This window comes from Spongiactinospora sp. TRM90649, from assembly GCF_029382225.1.
Lineage (GTDB): Bacteria > Actinomycetota > Actinomycetes > Streptosporangiales > Streptosporangiaceae > Spongiactinospora.
This window is the reverse complement of the sequence record NZ_JARLTC010000019.1, coordinates 54927-71428: the sequence shown is the minus strand read 5'-3', so window position 1 is coordinate 71428 and position 16502 is coordinate 54927. Positions and strand designations below refer to the sequence as shown.

Here is a 16502-nt window from a genome sequence, read left to right as displayed (position 1 = left end):
TCATCCTGCGACCGGTTCACCACTCAAGGATGCCCTCTTCGGGATGCGCGCCGACATCACGGCCGCGATCGCGCACAGCAGGCCCGCGCCGTACCAGGCGAAGGTGTACTCGCCGAAGATGTCCCGGGTGAGCCCGGCGCCGACGGCGGCCAGGCCCGCGCCGACCTGGTGGGAGGCGAAGACCCAGCCGAAGACCACCGAGCCGTCCGGCCCGTAGACGGCCCGGCAGAGCGCCACCGTGGGCGGGACGGTCGCCACCCAGTCCAGTCCGTAGAAGACGATGAAGATCAGCATGCTGGGCACCACGGTGGAGTCGAACAGGCTGGGCAGGATCAGCAGCGATCCGCCGCGCAGCAGGTAGTAGGCGATGAGCAGGATCCTCGGGTCCACCCGGTCGCTGAGCCAGCCGGACAGGACGGTGCCGGCGATGTCGAAGATCCCGACCAGCGCGAGCAGCCCGGCCGCGGTCTGCTCGGGCATCCCGTGGTCGTGGGCGGCGGGGATGAAGTGGGTCTGGATCAGCCCGTTTGTGCTGGCGCCGCAGATCGCGAACCCGCCGGCGAGCATCCAGAACGACCTGGTGCGGGCGGCCTCGCCGAGCACCCGCAGGGCTCGCCGGGCGGCGCCCCCGGACGGCGGGTCCGCGCGGGGCGCGTCGGCTGGCGCGCCGAGCGCGGTGGTGCCGACGTCCTGCGGGTGGTCGCGCAGCAGCAGCCACACCAGCGGGACCACGGCGAGGGCGGCGGCGGACACGGTCAGCGAGGCGACGCGCCAGCCCTCGTTTCCTGCCAGGTAGGCGAGCAGGGGCAGGAAGATGAGCTGCCCAGTGGCCCCGCCCGCGGTGAGGACGCCGACGACCAGGCCGCGGTGCCGTACGAACCAGCGGTCGGCGACGGTGGCGGCGAAGGCGAGGGCCATCGCCCCGGTGCCGAACCCGACCAGCACGCCCCAGCAGAGCACGAGCTGCCAGCTCGCGTTCATCAGAACGGTGAGGCCGCTGCCCACCGCGACCAGGAGCAGCGCCAGGGAGACCACCCGGCGGATGCCGAAGCGGTCCATCAGCGCGGCGGCGAAGGGGGCGGTCACGCCGTAGAGGACCAGGTTGATCGACACGGCCATGGAGATCGTGCCCCGGGTCCAGCCGAACTCCTGCTCCAGCGGGCCGATCAGGACGCCGGGGGTGGCGCGGAACCCGGCGGCGCCGATGATGGCCACGAGCGCGATCAGCGCGACGTACCAGGCCCGGTGCGGGCGCCGCCGGGCGCGTTTGTCGTCAGCGGTGAGAGTCACGTCCTCATGTTTCAGTACAGGGGGCAATCATCGGGAGTGGCCGGTTAGCCAATATATGAAAGAATCAGGCCATGCATCCAGAAGAGTCGGACGAATCACACGACGAGCCGTACGGGCATGACGAGCGGCATCGCGTCGCCGTGCTGCTGCTCGACCACGTCGTGCCGTTCGACCTCGGCATCTCGACGCACCTGTTCCACCAGGCCAAGCGCGGCGGGCGCCGGCTCTACAAGGTCGAGGTCTGCTCGGCCGACGGCGCGGCCGTACAGGTCTCCACCGGTTACCAGGTGCTTCCCGAGCACGGCCTTGAGGCGCTGAGCCGGGCGGGCACCGTGCTCATTCCCGGCATCCACGGCGGCCCGCCGCTGCACGAGGGCGTCCTGCCCGAGCCGGTGCGCGGCGCGCTGCGCGAGGCCGCCGGGCGCGCCCGGCTGGTCTCCATCTGCACCGGCGCGTTCGTGCTGGCCGCGGCCGGCCTCCTGGACGGCAGGCGCGCGGCCACCCACTGGCAGGAGGCCGGCCGCTTCCGCGAGATGTTCCCCGCCGTCCGGCTCGACTCCGACGTGCTGTTCGTGGACGAGGGCGACATCCTCACCTCGGCCGGGGTGGGCGCGGGCATCGACCTGTGCCTGCACGTGGTGCGCAAGGACCACGGCAGCGAGGCGGCCAACGCGCTGGCGCGCCGCTGCGTCGTGGCCCCCTGGCGGGAGGGCGGCCAGGCCCAGTTCATCGAGCGCCACCTGCCCGCCTTCGGCGACACCGGCACCGGCCCCACCCGCGCCTGGATGCTGGAGCGGCTGCACGAACCGCTCGACCTGGCGGCGCTGGCCGCGCACGCCCGGATGAGCGTGCGGACCTTCACCCGCAGGTTCCGCGAGGAGACGGGGGTCAGTCCGGCCAGGTGGCTGGCCGCGCAGCGGGTGGAGCGCGCCCGGCACCTGCTGGAGACGACCGACCTGCCGGTGGACGAGGTATCCAGGTTGTCTGGTTTCGCCACGGCGGTCTCTCTCCGCCAGCACCTGCACGCCGCGGTCGGCGTCGCACCGCTCGCATACCGTCACACCTTCCGCGCGTCGGTGGGGGCCGTCCCGGACGGGGCGTCCGTCTCGGACTCGGAGTCGGCGGCCGTCGGGGGCCAGTAGCGCACGGACGGCAGCAGGCAGACGGTCACCACCAGCGACGCCCCCGCCATGATCGCCATCGCGACGGGAGTCGCGGTGAACTCCGCCACCGACCCCGCCGTGGACGCTCCCACCGCCTGCATGGTGAGCATGCCGGTGCCGGCCAGGCCGAGGGCCTGCCCGCGCGTGCGCTCGGGCACCACCATGAGGTAGCGCTCCTGGGTGCTCAGGTGCCCGGCGTAGCCGAACGAGGCCACGAAGATGAGCGCCGCCGCCACCGGCACCGGGGGCGTGGCGACGAAGGCCAGGTACGGCACGGCCAGCAGCACGTACAGCGGCACCGCGAGGCGCAGCCGCTGCCGGGGCGTGGTCCACCGGCCGATGATGACGTCGCCCAGCAGCATGCCCGCCGCCGCCGAGCCGAACAGCAGCCCCGCCGCGTGTGGCGCGTACGGCACGAACAACGCCTCGGCCCCGACGATCAGCCCGTTCGGTAGCCACTGCACGAACAGCAGACCGCGGATCGCCCGGTCGCCGAACAGCACCCGGTTGGCGCGCCAGGTGGCCCCGGGCGTGGCCCGCTCCGACGATCTGGGTTCCCTGGCCGTGAGGCCCAGCCGGTTGATCAGCGCGGTGACCGCGTAGAGCCCGGCGGTGACCCAGAGGGCGCCGTGCGGGCCGATGGTGCCGAGCAGCAGCCCGCCGCCCGCGAACCCGGCGATCTGCATGCCGCCCGACGCGATGTTGAAGATCGACCGGCCGAGCACGTAGCCGTTCCCGGGGAGCAGGTCGGCCAGCAGGGCGACCCGTCCGGCGCCCGCCACCGCGTCGAACACGCCGCACGCCATCACCAGGGCGATCATGGCCCAGACCGGAAGGACGCCGAGCGCGAGCAGCGCGACGACACCGGTCATGATCAGGTCCCAGGTGACCAGCAGTCGGCGCGGCGGGATCCGGTCGGCCAGCGACAGCAGGGTGAGGGCCCCGATCGCCTGGGGCAGGAACCCGGCGAAGTACGCCAGGGCGGCCAGCAGCGGGGAGCCGGTGCTGGCGTAGACGAGGGTGGATAAGGCCAGCATCTGGGTGGTCTTGCCGGCGATGCTCGCGGTCTGGCCGCCGAACAGGGCGCGGAACTCGCCGATGGCGAAGACTTCGCGATAAGTGTTCACCTGTTGATCTTCACGCGCCCGCCGCCGCCCCGGCTAATGTTTCGGTCGTGAACGAAACCTCCTAGGGGCGCCGATGGCCTATCTCGAAGTCACTCCCGAGGATCTGGCCAGGACCCGTTTCGCGCTGTCCCCGCTCGCCCAGGTGGTCGCCGCGCTGTGCGCGTTCAACGGCCGGCCGGTGCCGGCGGGGGTGGCGAAGTGGCGGAACGAGCGGGCGGGCGCGTACCGGGCACTGGCGGCGCGCGATCCGGTGCTGGACGCGATCGGCGTGCTGTGCGGGCACACCGACTGGCTGCCCGACTTCTTCTGCGTGCCGCCGCCCGCCCAGGTGAGCACCGGCTTCGCGGGCGAGGTGGCGGGGGTGGCCCGCACGCCGTACGCGATGGCCAGGGCCGACCTGCTGCTGAGCCACCGGGGCCGGCCGATGGACCCGGTGCTGGACGTGCCGGACGTGGCACGCGAGGTGGCGGACGCGCTGGCCTCGCTGTGGTCGGCTCTGATCGCCCCCGACTGGGCGAGGGTCCGCACAGTGCTGGAGCGCGACATCGTCGGGCGCGCGGGCCGCCTGGCCGTGTACGGCTGGGAGCGCACCTTCGAGGGCCTGGACGTGGACATGCGTCTGGGCGAGCACGGCAGGATCGAGCTGGGACGGCGCGGCCAGTCGCACCGGCTGGGCGGCGTCGGCCTGGTGCTGATCCCCAGCGCGTTCGGCGGGCGCCGGGTCTACCTGGACCCGCCGCGCGCTTACGGGCTCGTCTACCCCGCGCAGGGCACGGCGGGGCTGTGGGAGACCCCGGCCCCCGTGCCGGGCGGCCTGGCGGCGCTCCTCGGCACCGGACGCGCCAGGGTGCTCGCCGCCCTGGACGCCCCGGCGACCACCAGCCAGCTCGCCGCCCAGCTCCGGATGTCGCTCGGCGGCGTCGGCGGGCACCTGGCGGTGCTGCGCGGATCGGGGCTGGTGTCGCGGTCGCGCAGCGGCCGGACGGTGCTGTACCGGCGCACTCCGGTCGGCGACGCGCTGGCGGAGTATCCCTGATCCGCTGCTGTCATCTTCACGACATGTCGACAATTGGCCAGCCGAAATCCCTTACTTGGACGCGCCCCATCCTCCATCCTCATGGAGGGGCAGGCCACAATCCACCGCCTGCCACCACGCTGACCTATCAGGACGGCGCCGCCCCGGCGGAGGGAGCGGTGAGCACCGGCACCCCGGGCGCTCGCCGAGGACGCCGGGGCGGGCGCGGAATTCGCGCACCGCGAACCGGCCGGCTGACGGGTGTCACCTCCCCGTCAGCCGGTCGCGCGGGCGGTCGGCGTCGCGGTCGCGGCACGAGGTGTTCAACCGCGCGCACAACCGGCGACATATGTCGGCCAGTGGATCTAGCATCGCCCGCATGACCGAGATCACCTCACCTCCGGGGTACCGCGTTATCACCGCCGAGGAGGCGGAAGAACTCTTCTCCGTCTCGGACGACGTGGCCCACCCCTACGAAGACTTCGCCGATGAGCAGGAGATCCGCCTCTACGAGGGCGGCCTGCGGGTGGCGGGGGATCTGGAGTCCGTGACCGACGACGACTGGGTGCCGTACAACGTGATCGTGGACGGCGACCTGACCGTGGCCGGAGACCTCTCGTGGTGGGACGGGGCCAGCGGCAACTTCCTCCTCGTCACCGGCGACGTGCGGGCGCGCAACGTGATCCTCGCCGGATGCCCCGACGTCGTCGTGCGAGGCGACCTGGTGGTGAGCGGCGGAGTCCAGGGCAGCTACGGCGACGACGGCGGCGCGCTAACGGTGCGCGGCCGGACTCAGGCACAGATCATCATCAACACGCTCTACTTCAACATGTCCTTCGGTTCGCAGCCGGAGGCGGTGCTCGCCGCGAACCCGTCCTCCACGAGCTGCCCGGTCGACTTCACGGACGACGAGCTGGCAGACGTGGTACTGCCGGAGTTCCTCGACGGCGACTACGTGGACACGCGGAAGACCGGGAAGGCGCTGTGCGCCGGGCGGCCGATCCTGCGGGCAGGCGTGCGGCCGAGTCACGTGGCGGCGGCCGAGGAACTGGAGGCGCTGTCGGAGCGCGCCGCGGAGGTGACCACGCTCGACCTTTCCAAGCGCAAGCTGCGCGGGCTGCCCGAGCGGTTGTTCGCGTTCCGCGAGCTGCGCGTGCTGTCCCTCGCCGGCAACGACGACATCGGCGAACTCGACGAGCGCATCGGAGACCTGGCGTCGCTGCGGGAACTCGACCTGTCGGGCATGGGGCTGCGCGAGCTGCCGGAGACGATCGGCAAGCTGAGCGAGTTACGTGTCCTCGACATCTCGGGCAATCAGTTCGAGCGCCTCCCCGACGCGATCGGCAACCTGTCCCGGCTGGAAGTCCTGCGCGCGCGGCGCCTGTCGTGCCCGGTTCCCGACGCGCTGGACCGGTTGCACCGGCTACGGGAACTCGACCTGCACGGCCTGCAGCCGGGTGAGTACAACGAACGGGTGGACTTCCCGTCGCCCGTCATCCGGCTACCCGGCCTGAAGTCGCTCGACCTGTCGCACGTGTGGCTGTCGTCCATCCCCGACGATCTGCTCAGGCTCACGGAGCTTTCGGAACTGGCGCTGAGCGGCTCCCTGTCCAGCGGCGTCGAGCGGCTGCCGGACCTGGCGAAACTGCCTCGCCTGCGGGTCCTGCGGCTCAGCGGCAACACCCCGTGGGCCTTCCAGCCGGAGCCGAGCCGGGACCTGCTCGCCGGGGTGTGGGCCATCGCCACGCTGGAGCGGTTGGAGATCGACAGGTGGGGCGAGGAGACCTATGAGGGCCGCACGGTACGCACCGCGTTCACCTCGCTGCCGGACGACGCGTTCGCGCGCATGCCCGGGCTGCGGCGGCTGGACCTCTCCTTCAACGAACTCACCGAGCTCCCGGAGTCGTTCTACGCCCTGGACCGGCTGGAGAGCGTCGACCTGCGCTTCACCAAGCTGAGCAAGGCGACGCTCGGCCGCCTGACCACCGCGTTCCCGCGAGTGCGGCTCGACCTGCGCGACGTGAAGACGACGACCAAGAGCAAGGACCCCACCTGGCGGGCCGTGCACGCCCTGGTCAGGACCGGCTCGGCGGCCCTGGAGGCCGACAAGCGCAAGAAGGCGGTGCGCGTCTTCGAGGAGGCGCTGGACCATTGCGTCCCCGGCGCCGCCTTCTCCGAGTACGACCGTCTCTATGCCCTGTACGGGCTCATCGAGGCGCTGGGGCACCTGGTCGGCTCCGCGGGTGACGACCGGCCCGCCATGGTCGAGAAGCTCACCGGTTACGCCGAGCTGGCCCTCTCCCTGGTGCCCGAAGTGATCTGGCACTACACGGACGAAGGGGAGTTCCAGGAGGAGGTGGTGCGCCTGGCGGGCAACGCCCTCGCCTGGCACCTGATGCGGGCGGGAGACCTGGAGCGCGCGCTGGCGACCGTCGAACGGGCCGTGTCGGTGGCCGCGAAGCCCGAGTACGACCACATCCGCGACACTCAGGTGCGCGTCCTGGTCGAGATGGGCCGCACCGAGCAGGCGTACCTCATCGTCGATCAGGTGCTGACCCGTGATCCGGGCTTCCGGGACTTCGCGGACTTCGCCGCTTCCGCCGGCTTCCAGGAGTGGCGCCGGGGCCGACGCACATAGCCGGGCCAACGCACATAGCGCCGACCCACCCTGGCGGGTGGATCGGCACCGGTGGTGGAGCTATGGGGATTCGAACCCCAGACCTCCTCCATGCCATGGAGGCGCGCTACCAACTGCGCCATAGCCCCTTGGTGTGCCCGCCCTCGGACCTCTCTGCGAGGCGGCACGCCGTAAGTCTATAGGACATCCGGGTCCGGTCGTAATCGTTTGCGGCGCCCCCGGGGCGGCCCGTCCACTGGGGCGGGCCGCCCCTCCGCATCACTCCAGTGATCGCGCCCGGTCGATCAGGTCGGCCAGTTCGGCGACGGCGGGGTCCTCCGTGCTCTCGGCCAGGCGGCGGGCCTCCGCCCCGAGCGCCGCGAGGCCGGAGCCCTCGGCGGTGGCCGCGTGCGCCCGCCACCGGCCGCGCAGGTGCTCGGCGAAGTCGGCGGCGACCGTGTCAACGCGCAGCCGGGGCGAGGACTCCGCGAGGCCGGCGGCCAGCGCCCCCACCTCCAGGCTCTCCCCCGCCTCGGCCGGGTCGCGGGTGTCGGGATCCTGCCAGCGCACGGTGGCCGTGGCCAGCTTTCCCTCGCCGCCCGCGCGCAGTCGCACGCGGTAGAGGGCGGTCACCGAGTGGCCGGGGCCGATCTCGCCGCCGTCGCGGGAGTCGTCGCGGAACTCCTCCTCGCTCAGCGCCCGGTTCTCGTAGCCGATGAGCCGGTAGGACTCGACGGTGGACGGGTTGAAGGCGACCTGCGCCTTGGCGTCGCGGGCGCGGACCTCCAGGGTGGTGGTGAGCCGCTCGGCGAAGACCTCGCGGGCCTCCTCGCCGGTGCTCACGTAGACGGCCGCGCCGTCGCCGTTGTCGGCGAGCTGTTCCATCAGCTCGTCGCCGTACTCCCTGCCCACCCCGACGCACAACAGGGTGATCTTCCGTCCGGCGTGCTCGCCGACGCGGTCCAGGATCGCCCGCCAGTCGGTCTCGCCGGAGTTGGCCAGGCCGTCGGAGAGCAGCACGACGCGGTTCGTGGCGATGGACCGGAACGCGGCGGCGGCCTCGCGGTAGCCGACCTCCAGCCCCTGGCCCAGGTTGGTGCCGCCCTCGGTGGACAGGCGCTCGACGGCCGCGTGCAGGTCCGCCCGGTCGCTCACCGGGGTCGTGCCGATCACCAGGCGGGCGTCGTCGCTGAAGGACACGATCGAGACCGAGTCGGCGGGCGCGAGCTGGTCGATCAGCGTGTGCAGGGACTCGCGGACCAGGTCGAGCCGTCCCGGCTCGGCCATGGAGCCGGACACGTCCACGACGAAGGTCAGGTTGGCCGGACGGCGGGCCGCGGCCTCCACCGCCCGGGTCCGCAGCCCGACGCGGACCACGGCCGTGCCGTTCTCCGGCGTCCGGGCCCCGTCCATCCTGACGGTGAACCCGTCGCCCGCAGGGTCGGTGTAGTCCTGCCGGAACGCGTTGACGAACTCCTCCGGCCGGACCTGGGCGGGATCGGGGAGCGCGCCCTCCCGCAGGGTGCGGCGGGCGTAGCCGTACGAGGCGGTGTCCACGTCCAGCGCGAACGTGGACAGGTACCGCTCACCCCGCTCGGCGGACTCGGCGGCCTTCTGGTCCTCCCCTTCTTCGCCGGGCTCGGCGGGCGCGCTGCGCTCGGCCGCGCTGGCGCGGGGCGCGGGCGGCTGGACCGGCGAGGTCGCCTTGCTCCCCGCCTTCGGGGCCGCCTCGGAGGAGTTGTCGGCACCGCTGCCGGAACAGGCCGCCGCGAACATCGAGACGATCAGCGCGAACACGAGCGCGATCGGCCGTGCCTGAGGTCGTGACTGGAGCCGTGACTGGGGTCGTGCCTTCATCGGGTCGCCTCCTGGGTCAGCGTCACCCGGTACGACGGCATTCGTCCGGCGCGGGCCGAGGCCTTGACTCAAGCGAGCGCGAACCGTTCCCGGCCCGTGATCGGACCGGCGGCGGAATAATCTGACCGTGTGTAACTCGCCGATAGCGCTGGACAATCGGCGGCATCCCTACAAGATTGGTTGGGTATCGGTCTCGCACAAGGGAGCACGAATGCTCGTCCAGCCCGATCCCACGTTCTATCCATCGGCCCGCGAGGCGATGCGCGGCCCACGCGAACGCCACGCATACGTCGCCCTGCTCGACGCTGCGGGCGAGGGACGGCCCGACGCCCTCGCCACGGTGGACCTCGACCCCACCTCCCCCGGCTACGGCGCGATCGTGAACGTCGCCGACATGCCGGTCGCGGGCGACGAACTCCATCACTTCGGGTGGAACGTCTGCAGCGCCGCGCTCTGCCCCTACGCGCCGCACCCGCACGTGGAGCGGCGCTACCTGATCGTCCCCGGGCTGAGGTCGTCCCGCATCTACGTCTTCGACACCAAGCCCGACCCGCTGTGCCCCACCCTGGTGAAGACCATCGAACCGGCCACGGTCCTCCAGCGCACCGGCTACAGCCGTCCGCACACGGTGCACTGCGGCACCGACGCCATCTACGTCAGCGCGCTCGGCGACGTGTCCGGAGACGCGCCCGGCGGGGTGTTCATGCTCGACCACGACACCTTCGAGCCGCTCGGCCGCTGGGAGGTAGACCGCGGTCCGCAGCGGCTGCACTACGACTTCTGGTGGCACCTGGGCCACGACACGATGATCACCAGCGAGTGGGGCACGCCGAACATGATCGAGGCGGGCCCCGACCTCAACCTGTTGGTGAACCGCCAGTACGGCCACCGCCTGCACGTCTGGGACCTGCGCAAACGGGTGCACCTGCAGGAGATCGACCTCGGCGACCAGCACCAGATGGCACTGGAGCTGCGCCCGGCGCACGACCCCACCAAGACGTACGGGTTCGTCAACACCGTCGTCAGCGTCGATGACCTCTCGGCCAACATCTTCACCTGGTATCTGGACGACGGCGTGTGGAAGGCGGAGAAGACCATCACCATCCCGGCCGAGCCCGCCGACCCCGACCTGCTGCCCGAGGCGCTCAAGGGGTTCGGCACGGTGCCGCCGCTGGTCAGCGACATCTCACTGACGCTCGACGACCGGATCCTGCTGATCTCGGCCTGGGGCACCGGCGAACTGCTCGCCTACGACGTGTCCGACCCGCTGCGCCCGCGCAAGACCGGCTCGGTGCGGATCGGCGGCATCGTGGAGCACACCGCCCACCCCGGCGCGCCCGACCGCCCGCTGAACGGCGGGCCGCAGATGGTCGAGGCCAGCCGCGACGGCCGCCGGATCTACTTCACCAACTCCCTCTACCGGACCTGGGACGACGTCTTCTACCCCGACGGCATCACGAGCTGGATGGCCAAGGCCGATCTCGCGGGCGACGGCTCGCTGTCGCTCGACACCGGCTTCCTGGTGGACTTCGCGGGCGACGGCAGGCGAGCCCACCAGGTGCGGTTGCAGGGCGGAGACGCCTCCTCCGACTCCTACTGCTTCCCGTGACGGGCGAGATCGCCTGATGGATCTGGTGAGCTGGACGATCCTGGCCGGGCTCGGCGCCTTCCACGGCCTGAACCCGGCCATGGGCTGGCTCTTCGCCGTCGCGCTCGGCCTTCAGGAACGCTCGCGCGCCGCGGTGCTGCGCGCGCTGCCGCCGATCGTGCTGGGCCACGCCGGTTCGGTGCTGCTGACCCTGGCGCTGGTCGCCGCGGCCAGGACGGCCGCCCCGCCGAAGATCGTGTCGTACGCGGTGGCCGGGCTGGTCTGCTGCTTCGGCGTCTGGCGGCTGGTACGGCGACGCCACCCCCGCTGGGTGGGGATGCGGGTCACCCGCCTCCAGCTCGCCTGGTGGTCGTTCCTGATGGCCGGGGCGCACGGGGCCGGGCTGATGCTCCTGCCGATCACCCTGCGCGGCCACGACACGGCCGTGGCGGCGCTGAGCGTCCAGGCGCTGGCCTCGGCCGCGGTGCACACGCTCGCCATGCTCACCGTCACCACGGCGTTGGCGCTGCTGGTCTACGACCGGCTCGGCGTGGCGGTGCTGCGCAAGGCGTGGTTCAACGTGGATCTCGCCTGGGCGGTGGCGCTGATCGGGGCGGGGGCGGCGGCCGTGCTGACCTGAATCCGACGACGCGATGACCACATCTACGGAATGTCGTGAACCGTGTGCGCGCGGGATACGTCATAGGTCGTGTGCGTCCCTTTATTACTACTACGATCACAGCCGTCGCTCTCGCCGCCGCCGTCGCCGGCTGCGGCTCAGAGCAGAGTCCGTCGTCGTCAGGCAACCGAGCAGCGTCCGGGACACCAACGTCCGGCGCGTCCGTCAAGGCCGGTGATTCCGACATGCTGACCGCTGAGGGGGTCGGCCGCGAAGCCCCCAAGGGAGACGCCCCGATCGCGCAGACGGTCCAGGGGGTGACGGCCTTCGGCCACGCCCTGCACGCCGCGACCGCCAAGCCCGGCGACAACTCGGTGATCTCACCGCTGAGCATCGCCTACGCCTACGGGCTGGCACGCGCCGGGGCGGCCGGGCCCACCGGGAGCGAACTGGACCGCGTGTTCGGGTTCCCCTCCCAGGGCCCGCACTCCTCCTTCAACGCGCTGACCCGCGAGATCGTGACGGTGGACGGCGCGCCGCCCAAGCCGTCCAAGAAGTCGGAGGACGAGTCCGAGCAAGGGTCCGACGAGCCCGCCGACCCGATCGTGGGCATCGCCAACGGGCTGTTCGCGCAGAAGGGCCTGCCGATCAAGCCGGACTTCCTGACCACCGCCAAGTCACAGTACGGCGCCGGCGTGCAGACCGTCGACTTCGCCGGCGACGCCACCAAGACCATCGACAAGTGGGTGCGCGACCAGACCGCGGGCCGGATCAACAAGCTCTTCGACCAGCTCGACCCGGCCACCAAGCTGGTGCTGGCCAACGCCGTCTACCTCAAGGCCGACTGGCAGTACCCGTTCACCGCGAAGCCCACGCAGAACGCGCCGTTCACCCTGATGGACGGCAGCAAGAAGACCGTCGAGCTGATGCAGCAGACGGCCAGCCTGCGCTACGCCGAGGGTTCCGGCTGGCAGGCCGTCGAACTGCCCTACGCCAACAGTGACCTGGCCATGTGGGTGCTGGTGCCCGCGGCGGGCGGCGCGCCCGGCGACCTGCTGCGCCCGGCGGTGCTCCAGCAGGTCTCCTCCGGCCTCACCGACACGCCCGTCAGCGTGACCATGCCGCGCTGGGACTTCGGCACCGACCTCGACCTGATGAAGCCGATGGCCGGTCTCGGGCTGTCGAGCGGCGACTTCTCCGGCATCGCCGACGGCGCACGCCTGGAGCAGGCGATCCACCGGGCCAACATCACCGTGGACGAGAGGGGCACCGAGGCGGCGGCCGTCACCGGGCTGGCGTTCCCGGTCTCGGCGATGGACGAGCCGCAGACCCAAATCCGCGCCGACCACCCGTTCGCCTTCACCGTGGTCCACAAGAAGACCGGCGCCCCGCTGTTCATGGGCCAGGTCGCCGACCCGAAGAAGAAGTGACGCCCGCGATGTGAGCGGGCGGGTCAGGGGCGGAGCACGAACACGCCCCAGCCCAGGTACCGCCTGCCGTGGGTCAGGTGCGATCTACGGGCGCGGCCGAGTGTCTCCCGGAACTCGGCCGCGTCCGGATCGCCCGGATTCACGGTGAGCCAGCCGCTCATCGGCCACCACTGCGAGGACATGTAGCGGTCCCAGCTCTCCTCGTCGGCCATGACCATCTCCACCAGCTCGGTTCCGGCCGCCTCGAACCGGGTGAGCGTCTCCCCCAGGGTGCCGCAGTCCTCGCGCCCGAAGCCGAGTGCCGCGAGCGCCTCGGGCGGCGGCTCGGATATCCAGTACGGCTCGCCCACCAGGAGCACGCCCCCGCCGGCCAGGGCGGGGAGCATCAGCTCGATCGTGCCGGTCAGCCCGCCGCCGATCCAGGTGGCGCCGACGCACGACACCACGTCGTAGCCCGCTCCCGCCTGCCCGCGCGCGAAGGCGGTGCCGTCACCGTGCTCGAAGCGCACCTCGCCGGTGACGCCCAGCTCGTCGGCCCGCCGTCCGGCCGCCGCGAGGAACACCTCGCTGAGATCGACCCCGACCCCGGTGATCCCGTGGCGCGCGGCACAGCGGCAGAGCATCTCCCCCTTGCCGCACGCCAGGTCGAGCCGGCGCGTGCCCGGACCCAGCCGCACCGCCTCGCCCAGCAGGTCGAGCTTGTAGTCGGTGAACGGGTTGAGAATGCGATGGCCCGATTCGGCGATTTCGTGATAACGCAGCGACATAATTCCTATTTTTTCCTACACCCATCCCGATGGCCATCGAATTTCGGCGGCCTGCTAGTGTTTTGAACCTGTTCAACGGCGATCGGGAGAATGTCGTGACCCCGTTACTGAACGCGATCGTGATGGCCGGAATGCTGCTCGTCGTGCCGCTGGGACTACGCCTCGTAGAGGTCTCCCGCACGGCGGCGCGCGTGTGGTGGGCCGGGGCCGTGCCGGGCGCGGCGTCGCTGTGGATCGGGCGCGGCGCGGTCGCGGCGGCCCTGGCCGCGGCCTACCTGGTGGCCGCGCTCTTCCTCGCCGCCCAGATCCCGTCGCGGCTGCGCGGCAGGACCCTCGCGACCTGGGGCGACGCCGCGCGGGAGGTCGCGGTGGCGACGGCGCTGGGCGCACCGGTGGTCGCCGGGATCGCGCTGTCGGCCGAGCGGGCCGGCCATCCGCTGTGGGGCTTCGACCTGGGCATCCTCGCCCTGACCACCGCGCACTTCCACTACGCGGGGTTCGCCGCCGCGCTCGTGGCCGGGCTGCTCTGCCGGGCCTCCGCCGACTCTCCCCTCGGCCGCGCCGCCGCGCTGGCCGTGCCCGCCGGGACGCTCCTGGTGCTCGGCGGCTACTTCGCCGGGGAGTGGGCGGAGCTCGCGGGCACGGTGGTCCTGACGGCGGGGATGTGGCTGGTGGCCTGGCTCACCCTCACGTGGCTGCGCCGGGAGGCCCGTGCCGACCGTGCCACCCGCGCCCTGCTGTTCGTCTCGGCCGCCGTGCTCGCGGCGACCATGCTGCTCGCGCTCTCCTGGGCGTTCGGCGAGGCCACCGGCCTGCCGCATCCGCCGATCCCCTGGATGATCGCCACCCATGGCCTGGCCAACGCGGCCGGGTTCGCCCTGTGCGGGATCGCCGCCTGGTGGCGGCTGCGCGCACGACCACTGTGACCCATACAGAAAGGACTGTGATGTCCGAGTTCACCTATCCAGAGGTCGGGGCGACCAGGGAGGGCCCCCTTCCGGACGGCTACGCCCACGTCCGCTACCGGGCTCCGCTCGCCCCCGGCACCAGCCTGGAGGACGCCGCCGACGCCCTGTTCGGCTGGCGCGTCCACCGCAGGCTGCTGCTCCGCCCGATCGCCTCGGCACCGGCCGCCGCCCCGGGGGTCGTGGTGATCTGCCTGCTCGGCGTGGTGCGGGTGCCCTGCCGCGTGGTGTGGGCCGTGCGGGAGGACGACCGCGCCGGGTACGCGTACGGCACGCTGCCCGGCCACCCCGAGTCCGGCGAGGAGTCCTTCGTGCTGGAACGCGACGGCGACGGGACCGTCTGGCTCACCGTCACCGCCTTCGCCCGCCCGGCCCGCTGGTACACCCGGCTCGGCGCGCCCCTGCTGCCGCTCGTCATCGCGGCCTTCACCCGCCTGTACGCGATCGCCCTCCGCGCCGAGGCGCGGCCGTCCTGACGACCCGTCCTAGTGATCGCCGTCCTCGATCACCTTGGGCAGGCCGCGCAGGGCGATGAGCGCGAGGACGGCCGTGACCGCCAGCATCGCCGCTCCCGTCACCGCGGTCCCGCGCACCGCCTCGGCGTACGCCTCACCGGCCAGTTCGGTGACAGTCGCGGCCAGATGGGCGGGCAGCTCCGCAGCGGCGGCCATGGCCGCGCCGACCGAGTCGCCGACGGCCGCCGCGGTGTCCGGCGGCAGCGCGCCCTCCGGCAGTTCCAGGCGGGCCCGGTAGCCGCTGCTCAGCACGCTGCCCAGCAGTGCGATGCCGACGGCCCCGCCCAGCTCGTAGGCGGTCTCGGAGATGGCGGCGGCGGCGCCCGCCCGCTCCTTGGGCACGGTGGCCAGCACCGTGTCGGAGGTGATGGTGAACGTGGCCGCCGCGCCCAGGCCGAGCACGACCTGCGCGATCGCGATCGGCGGGTAGCCGCCGTCGGCGTCGGCGAGGACCAGGCCGAGCAGGCCGAGGCCCGCGAAGCCGAGGCCGAGCGCCACCACGGCCGCCCGGCCCAGCCTGGACACCAGCGGGGCGGCCAGCACCGCGCCGACCAGGATCCCCGCGACGCTGGGCAGCATGGCCAGGCCGGTGTTCCAGGCGGCCCATCCCCACACGAGCTGGAGGAGCTGGGAGAAGATCAGTGAGACCACCGAGATGGCGAAGGTGGCCACGAGGGCCGCGCCGACCGATCCGGTGAACGCGGGCCTGCGGAACAGATGGACGTCGATCAGCGGCCGGTCGATGCGGGTCTGGCGGCGCGCGAAGGCCACCAGCGCGGTCAGCCCGGCCGCCGCCGCGATCCACACCTCGGGGTTCGCGACGCCGCCGTGCGCCGCCTCCTTGATCGCGTAGATGACCGTGACCAGGCCGAAGGTGGACAGTGCGACGCTCGGCAGGTCCAGCCGTCCGGGGCGGGGGTCGCTGGACTCGGGCAGCACGAACATCCCGGCCACGAAGATCAGCGCCATCACCGGAAGGTTGATCAGGAACACCGAACCCCACCAGAAGTGGGTCAGCAGCCCGCCGCCGATGATCGGGCCGAGCGCGATGCCCGCCGAGGCCATCGCGGTGGACAGGCCGATCGCGGCCGTGCGCTCCTTGGGGTCGGTGAACACGTTGCGGACGATCGACAGCGTGGACGGCATGATCGTCGCGCCCGCGATTCCGAGCAGCGCCCGGGAGGCGATCAGCAGCTCAGGCGTGGGGGCGTAGGCGGTCGCCGCCGAGGCCAGGCCGAACATGGACACGCCGATGAGCAGCAGCCGCTTGCGCCCGACGCGGTCGCCGAGGTTGCCCATGGTCACCAGCAGCCCACCAAGGGCGAATCCGTAAATGTCGGCGATCCAGAGGATCTGCGTGGCCGACGGCGCCAGTTCGGCGACGAGCGACGGGATGGCCAGGTGCAACACGGTCAGGTCGATGCCGAGCAGCACCGTGGCCAGGCAGGTGATGGCGAGGGTTCCCCACTTGCGCGCGTTCCCTACGGGCTCGCGCGGCGTGGTCTGCGTGGTGTCGGTGGCGTCCATGCTCACAGTCTGGCGGAGCCAC

13 protein-coding genes and 1 tRNA gene are annotated in these 16502 nt (G+C 72.1%); 8 read left to right on the top strand and 6 right to left on the bottom strand.

The annotated features are described in order from the left end of the window. Complete coding sequence (locus P3X83_RS22180) at positions 1-1290, bottom strand: MFS transporter (RefSeq protein ID WP_277307081.1); 1290 nt, start codon at positions 1288-1290, stop codon at positions 1-3. Between the two features lie 71 nt (positions 1291-1361). On the opposite strand from P3X83_RS22180, the gene P3X83_RS22175 reads away from it, so the two are divergent. Beyond that, positions 1362-2432 (top strand): helix-turn-helix domain-containing protein, encoded by a 1071-nt coding sequence (locus tag P3X83_RS22175; protein ID WP_277307080.1) that lies wholly within the window; start codon positions 1362-1364, stop codon positions 2430-2432. Here the strand turns inward: P3X83_RS22175 and P3X83_RS22170 are convergent. Beyond that, positions 2348-3580: an MFS transporter gene (locus tag P3X83_RS22170; RefSeq protein ID WP_277307079.1), complete on the bottom strand. Its 1233-nt coding sequence runs from the start codon at positions 3578-3580 to the stop codon at positions 2348-2350. The genes P3X83_RS22175 and P3X83_RS22170 overlap by 85 nt on opposite strands. A 73-nt stretch (positions 3581-3653) precedes the next feature. Between P3X83_RS22170 and P3X83_RS22165 the strand changes: the two genes are divergently transcribed. After that, the gene (locus P3X83_RS22165; RefSeq protein WP_277307078.1) at positions 3654-4616 is read left to right on the top strand and encodes a winged helix-turn-helix domain-containing protein; all 963 of its coding nucleotides are present in this window, start codon (positions 3654-3656) and stop codon (positions 4614-4616) included. A gap of 358 nt (positions 4617-4974) precedes the next feature. Further along, positions 4975-7233, top strand: coding sequence for a hypothetical protein (locus P3X83_RS22160; protein ID WP_277307077.1), 2259 nt, complete (start codon positions 4975-4977; stop codon positions 7231-7233). Between the two features lie 52 nt (positions 7234-7285). Here P3X83_RS22160 and P3X83_RS22155 read toward each other — a convergent pair. Both P3X83_RS22155 and P3X83_RS22150 read right to left on the bottom strand, forming a co-directional pair. Beyond that, positions 7286-7361, bottom strand: a tRNA-Ala gene (locus P3X83_RS22155). A 130-nt stretch (positions 7362-7491) separates the two neighbouring features. Then, positions 7492-9069 (bottom strand): von Willebrand factor type A domain-containing protein, encoded by a 1578-nt coding sequence (locus P3X83_RS22150; RefSeq protein ID WP_277307076.1) that lies wholly within the window; start codon positions 9067-9069, stop codon positions 7492-7494. Positions 9070-9280: 211 nt separating this feature from the next. Between P3X83_RS22150 and P3X83_RS22145 the strand changes: the two genes are divergently transcribed. The 3 genes from P3X83_RS22145 (at position 9281) to P3X83_RS22135 (ending at position 12706) form a co-directional block, all read left to right on the top strand. Then, entirely contained in the window at positions 9281-10678 is a 1398-nt protein-coding gene (locus tag P3X83_RS22145) for a selenium-binding protein SBP56-related protein (protein WP_277307075.1), read from the top strand. Between the two features lie 16 nt (positions 10679-10694). Continuing rightward, positions 10695-11297: a hypothetical protein gene (locus P3X83_RS22140; RefSeq protein WP_277307074.1), complete on the top strand. Its 603-nt coding sequence runs from the start codon at positions 10695-10697 to the stop codon at positions 11295-11297. 224 nt (positions 11298-11521) lie between these two features. Beyond that, on the top strand, positions 11522-12706 hold the full coding sequence (locus P3X83_RS22135; RefSeq protein ID WP_277307073.1) for a serpin family protein: 1185 nt from the start codon (positions 11522-11524) through the stop codon (positions 12704-12706). 23 nt (positions 12707-12729) lie between these two features. On the opposite strand, the gene P3X83_RS22130 is transcribed toward P3X83_RS22135, so the two are convergent. Then, the gene (locus P3X83_RS22130) at positions 12730-13473 is read right to left on the bottom strand and encodes a methyltransferase domain-containing protein (protein ID WP_277307072.1); all 744 of its coding nucleotides are present in this window, start codon (positions 13471-13473) and stop codon (positions 12730-12732) included. Positions 13474-13568: 95 nt separating this feature from the next. On the opposite strand from P3X83_RS22130, the gene P3X83_RS22125 reads away from it, so the two are divergent. Together P3X83_RS22125 and P3X83_RS22120 are read left to right on the top strand one after the other, a co-directional pair. After that, positions 13569-14399, top strand: a complete 831-nt coding sequence (locus P3X83_RS22125; RefSeq protein WP_277307071.1) for a YndJ family protein — start codon at positions 13569-13571, stop codon at positions 14397-14399. Positions 14400-14419: 20 nt separating this feature from the next. Next, complete coding sequence (locus tag P3X83_RS22120; protein WP_277307070.1) at positions 14420-14914, top strand: DUF1990 domain-containing protein; 495 nt, start codon at positions 14420-14422, stop codon at positions 14912-14914. Between the two features lie 9 nt (positions 14915-14923). On the opposite strand, the gene P3X83_RS22115 is transcribed toward P3X83_RS22120, so the two are convergent. Beyond that, entirely contained in the window at positions 14924-16480 is a 1557-nt protein-coding gene (locus tag P3X83_RS22115) for an MFS transporter (RefSeq protein ID WP_277307069.1), read from the bottom strand. Positions 16481-16502 lie beyond the last annotated feature (22 nt).

Coding starts and splice junctions, on each gene's coding strand:
- P3X83_RS22115 (WP_277307069.1), bottom strand. CDS start 16,480: ATGGACGCCACCGACACCACGCAGACCACGCCGCGCGAGCCCGTAGGG.
- P3X83_RS22165 (WP_277307078.1), top strand. CDS start 3,654: ATGGCCTATCTCGAAGTCACTCCCGAGGATCTGGCCAGGACCCGTTTC.
- P3X83_RS22145 (WP_277307075.1), top strand. CDS start 9,281: ATGCTCGTCCAGCCCGATCCCACGTTCTATCCATCGGCCCGCGAGGCG.
- P3X83_RS22130 (WP_277307072.1), bottom strand. CDS start 13,473: ATGTCGCTGCGTTATCACGAAATCGCCGAATCGGGCCATCGCATTCTC.
- P3X83_RS22135 (WP_277307073.1), top strand. CDS start 11,522: ATGCTGACCGCTGAGGGGGTCGGCCGCGAAGCCCCCAAGGGAGACGCC.
- P3X83_RS22140 (WP_277307074.1), top strand. CDS start 10,695: ATGGATCTGGTGAGCTGGACGATCCTGGCCGGGCTCGGCGCCTTCCAC.
- P3X83_RS22175 (WP_277307080.1), top strand. CDS start 1,362: ATGCATCCAGAAGAGTCGGACGAATCACACGACGAGCCGTACGGGCAT.
- P3X83_RS22150 (WP_277307076.1), bottom strand. CDS start 9,069: ATGAAGGCACGACCCCAGTCACGGCTCCAGTCACGACCTCAGGCACGG.
- P3X83_RS22160 (WP_277307077.1), top strand. CDS start 4,975: ATGACCGAGATCACCTCACCTCCGGGGTACCGCGTTATCACCGCCGAG.
- P3X83_RS22120 (WP_277307070.1), top strand. CDS start 14,420: ATGTCCGAGTTCACCTATCCAGAGGTCGGGGCGACCAGGGAGGGCCCC.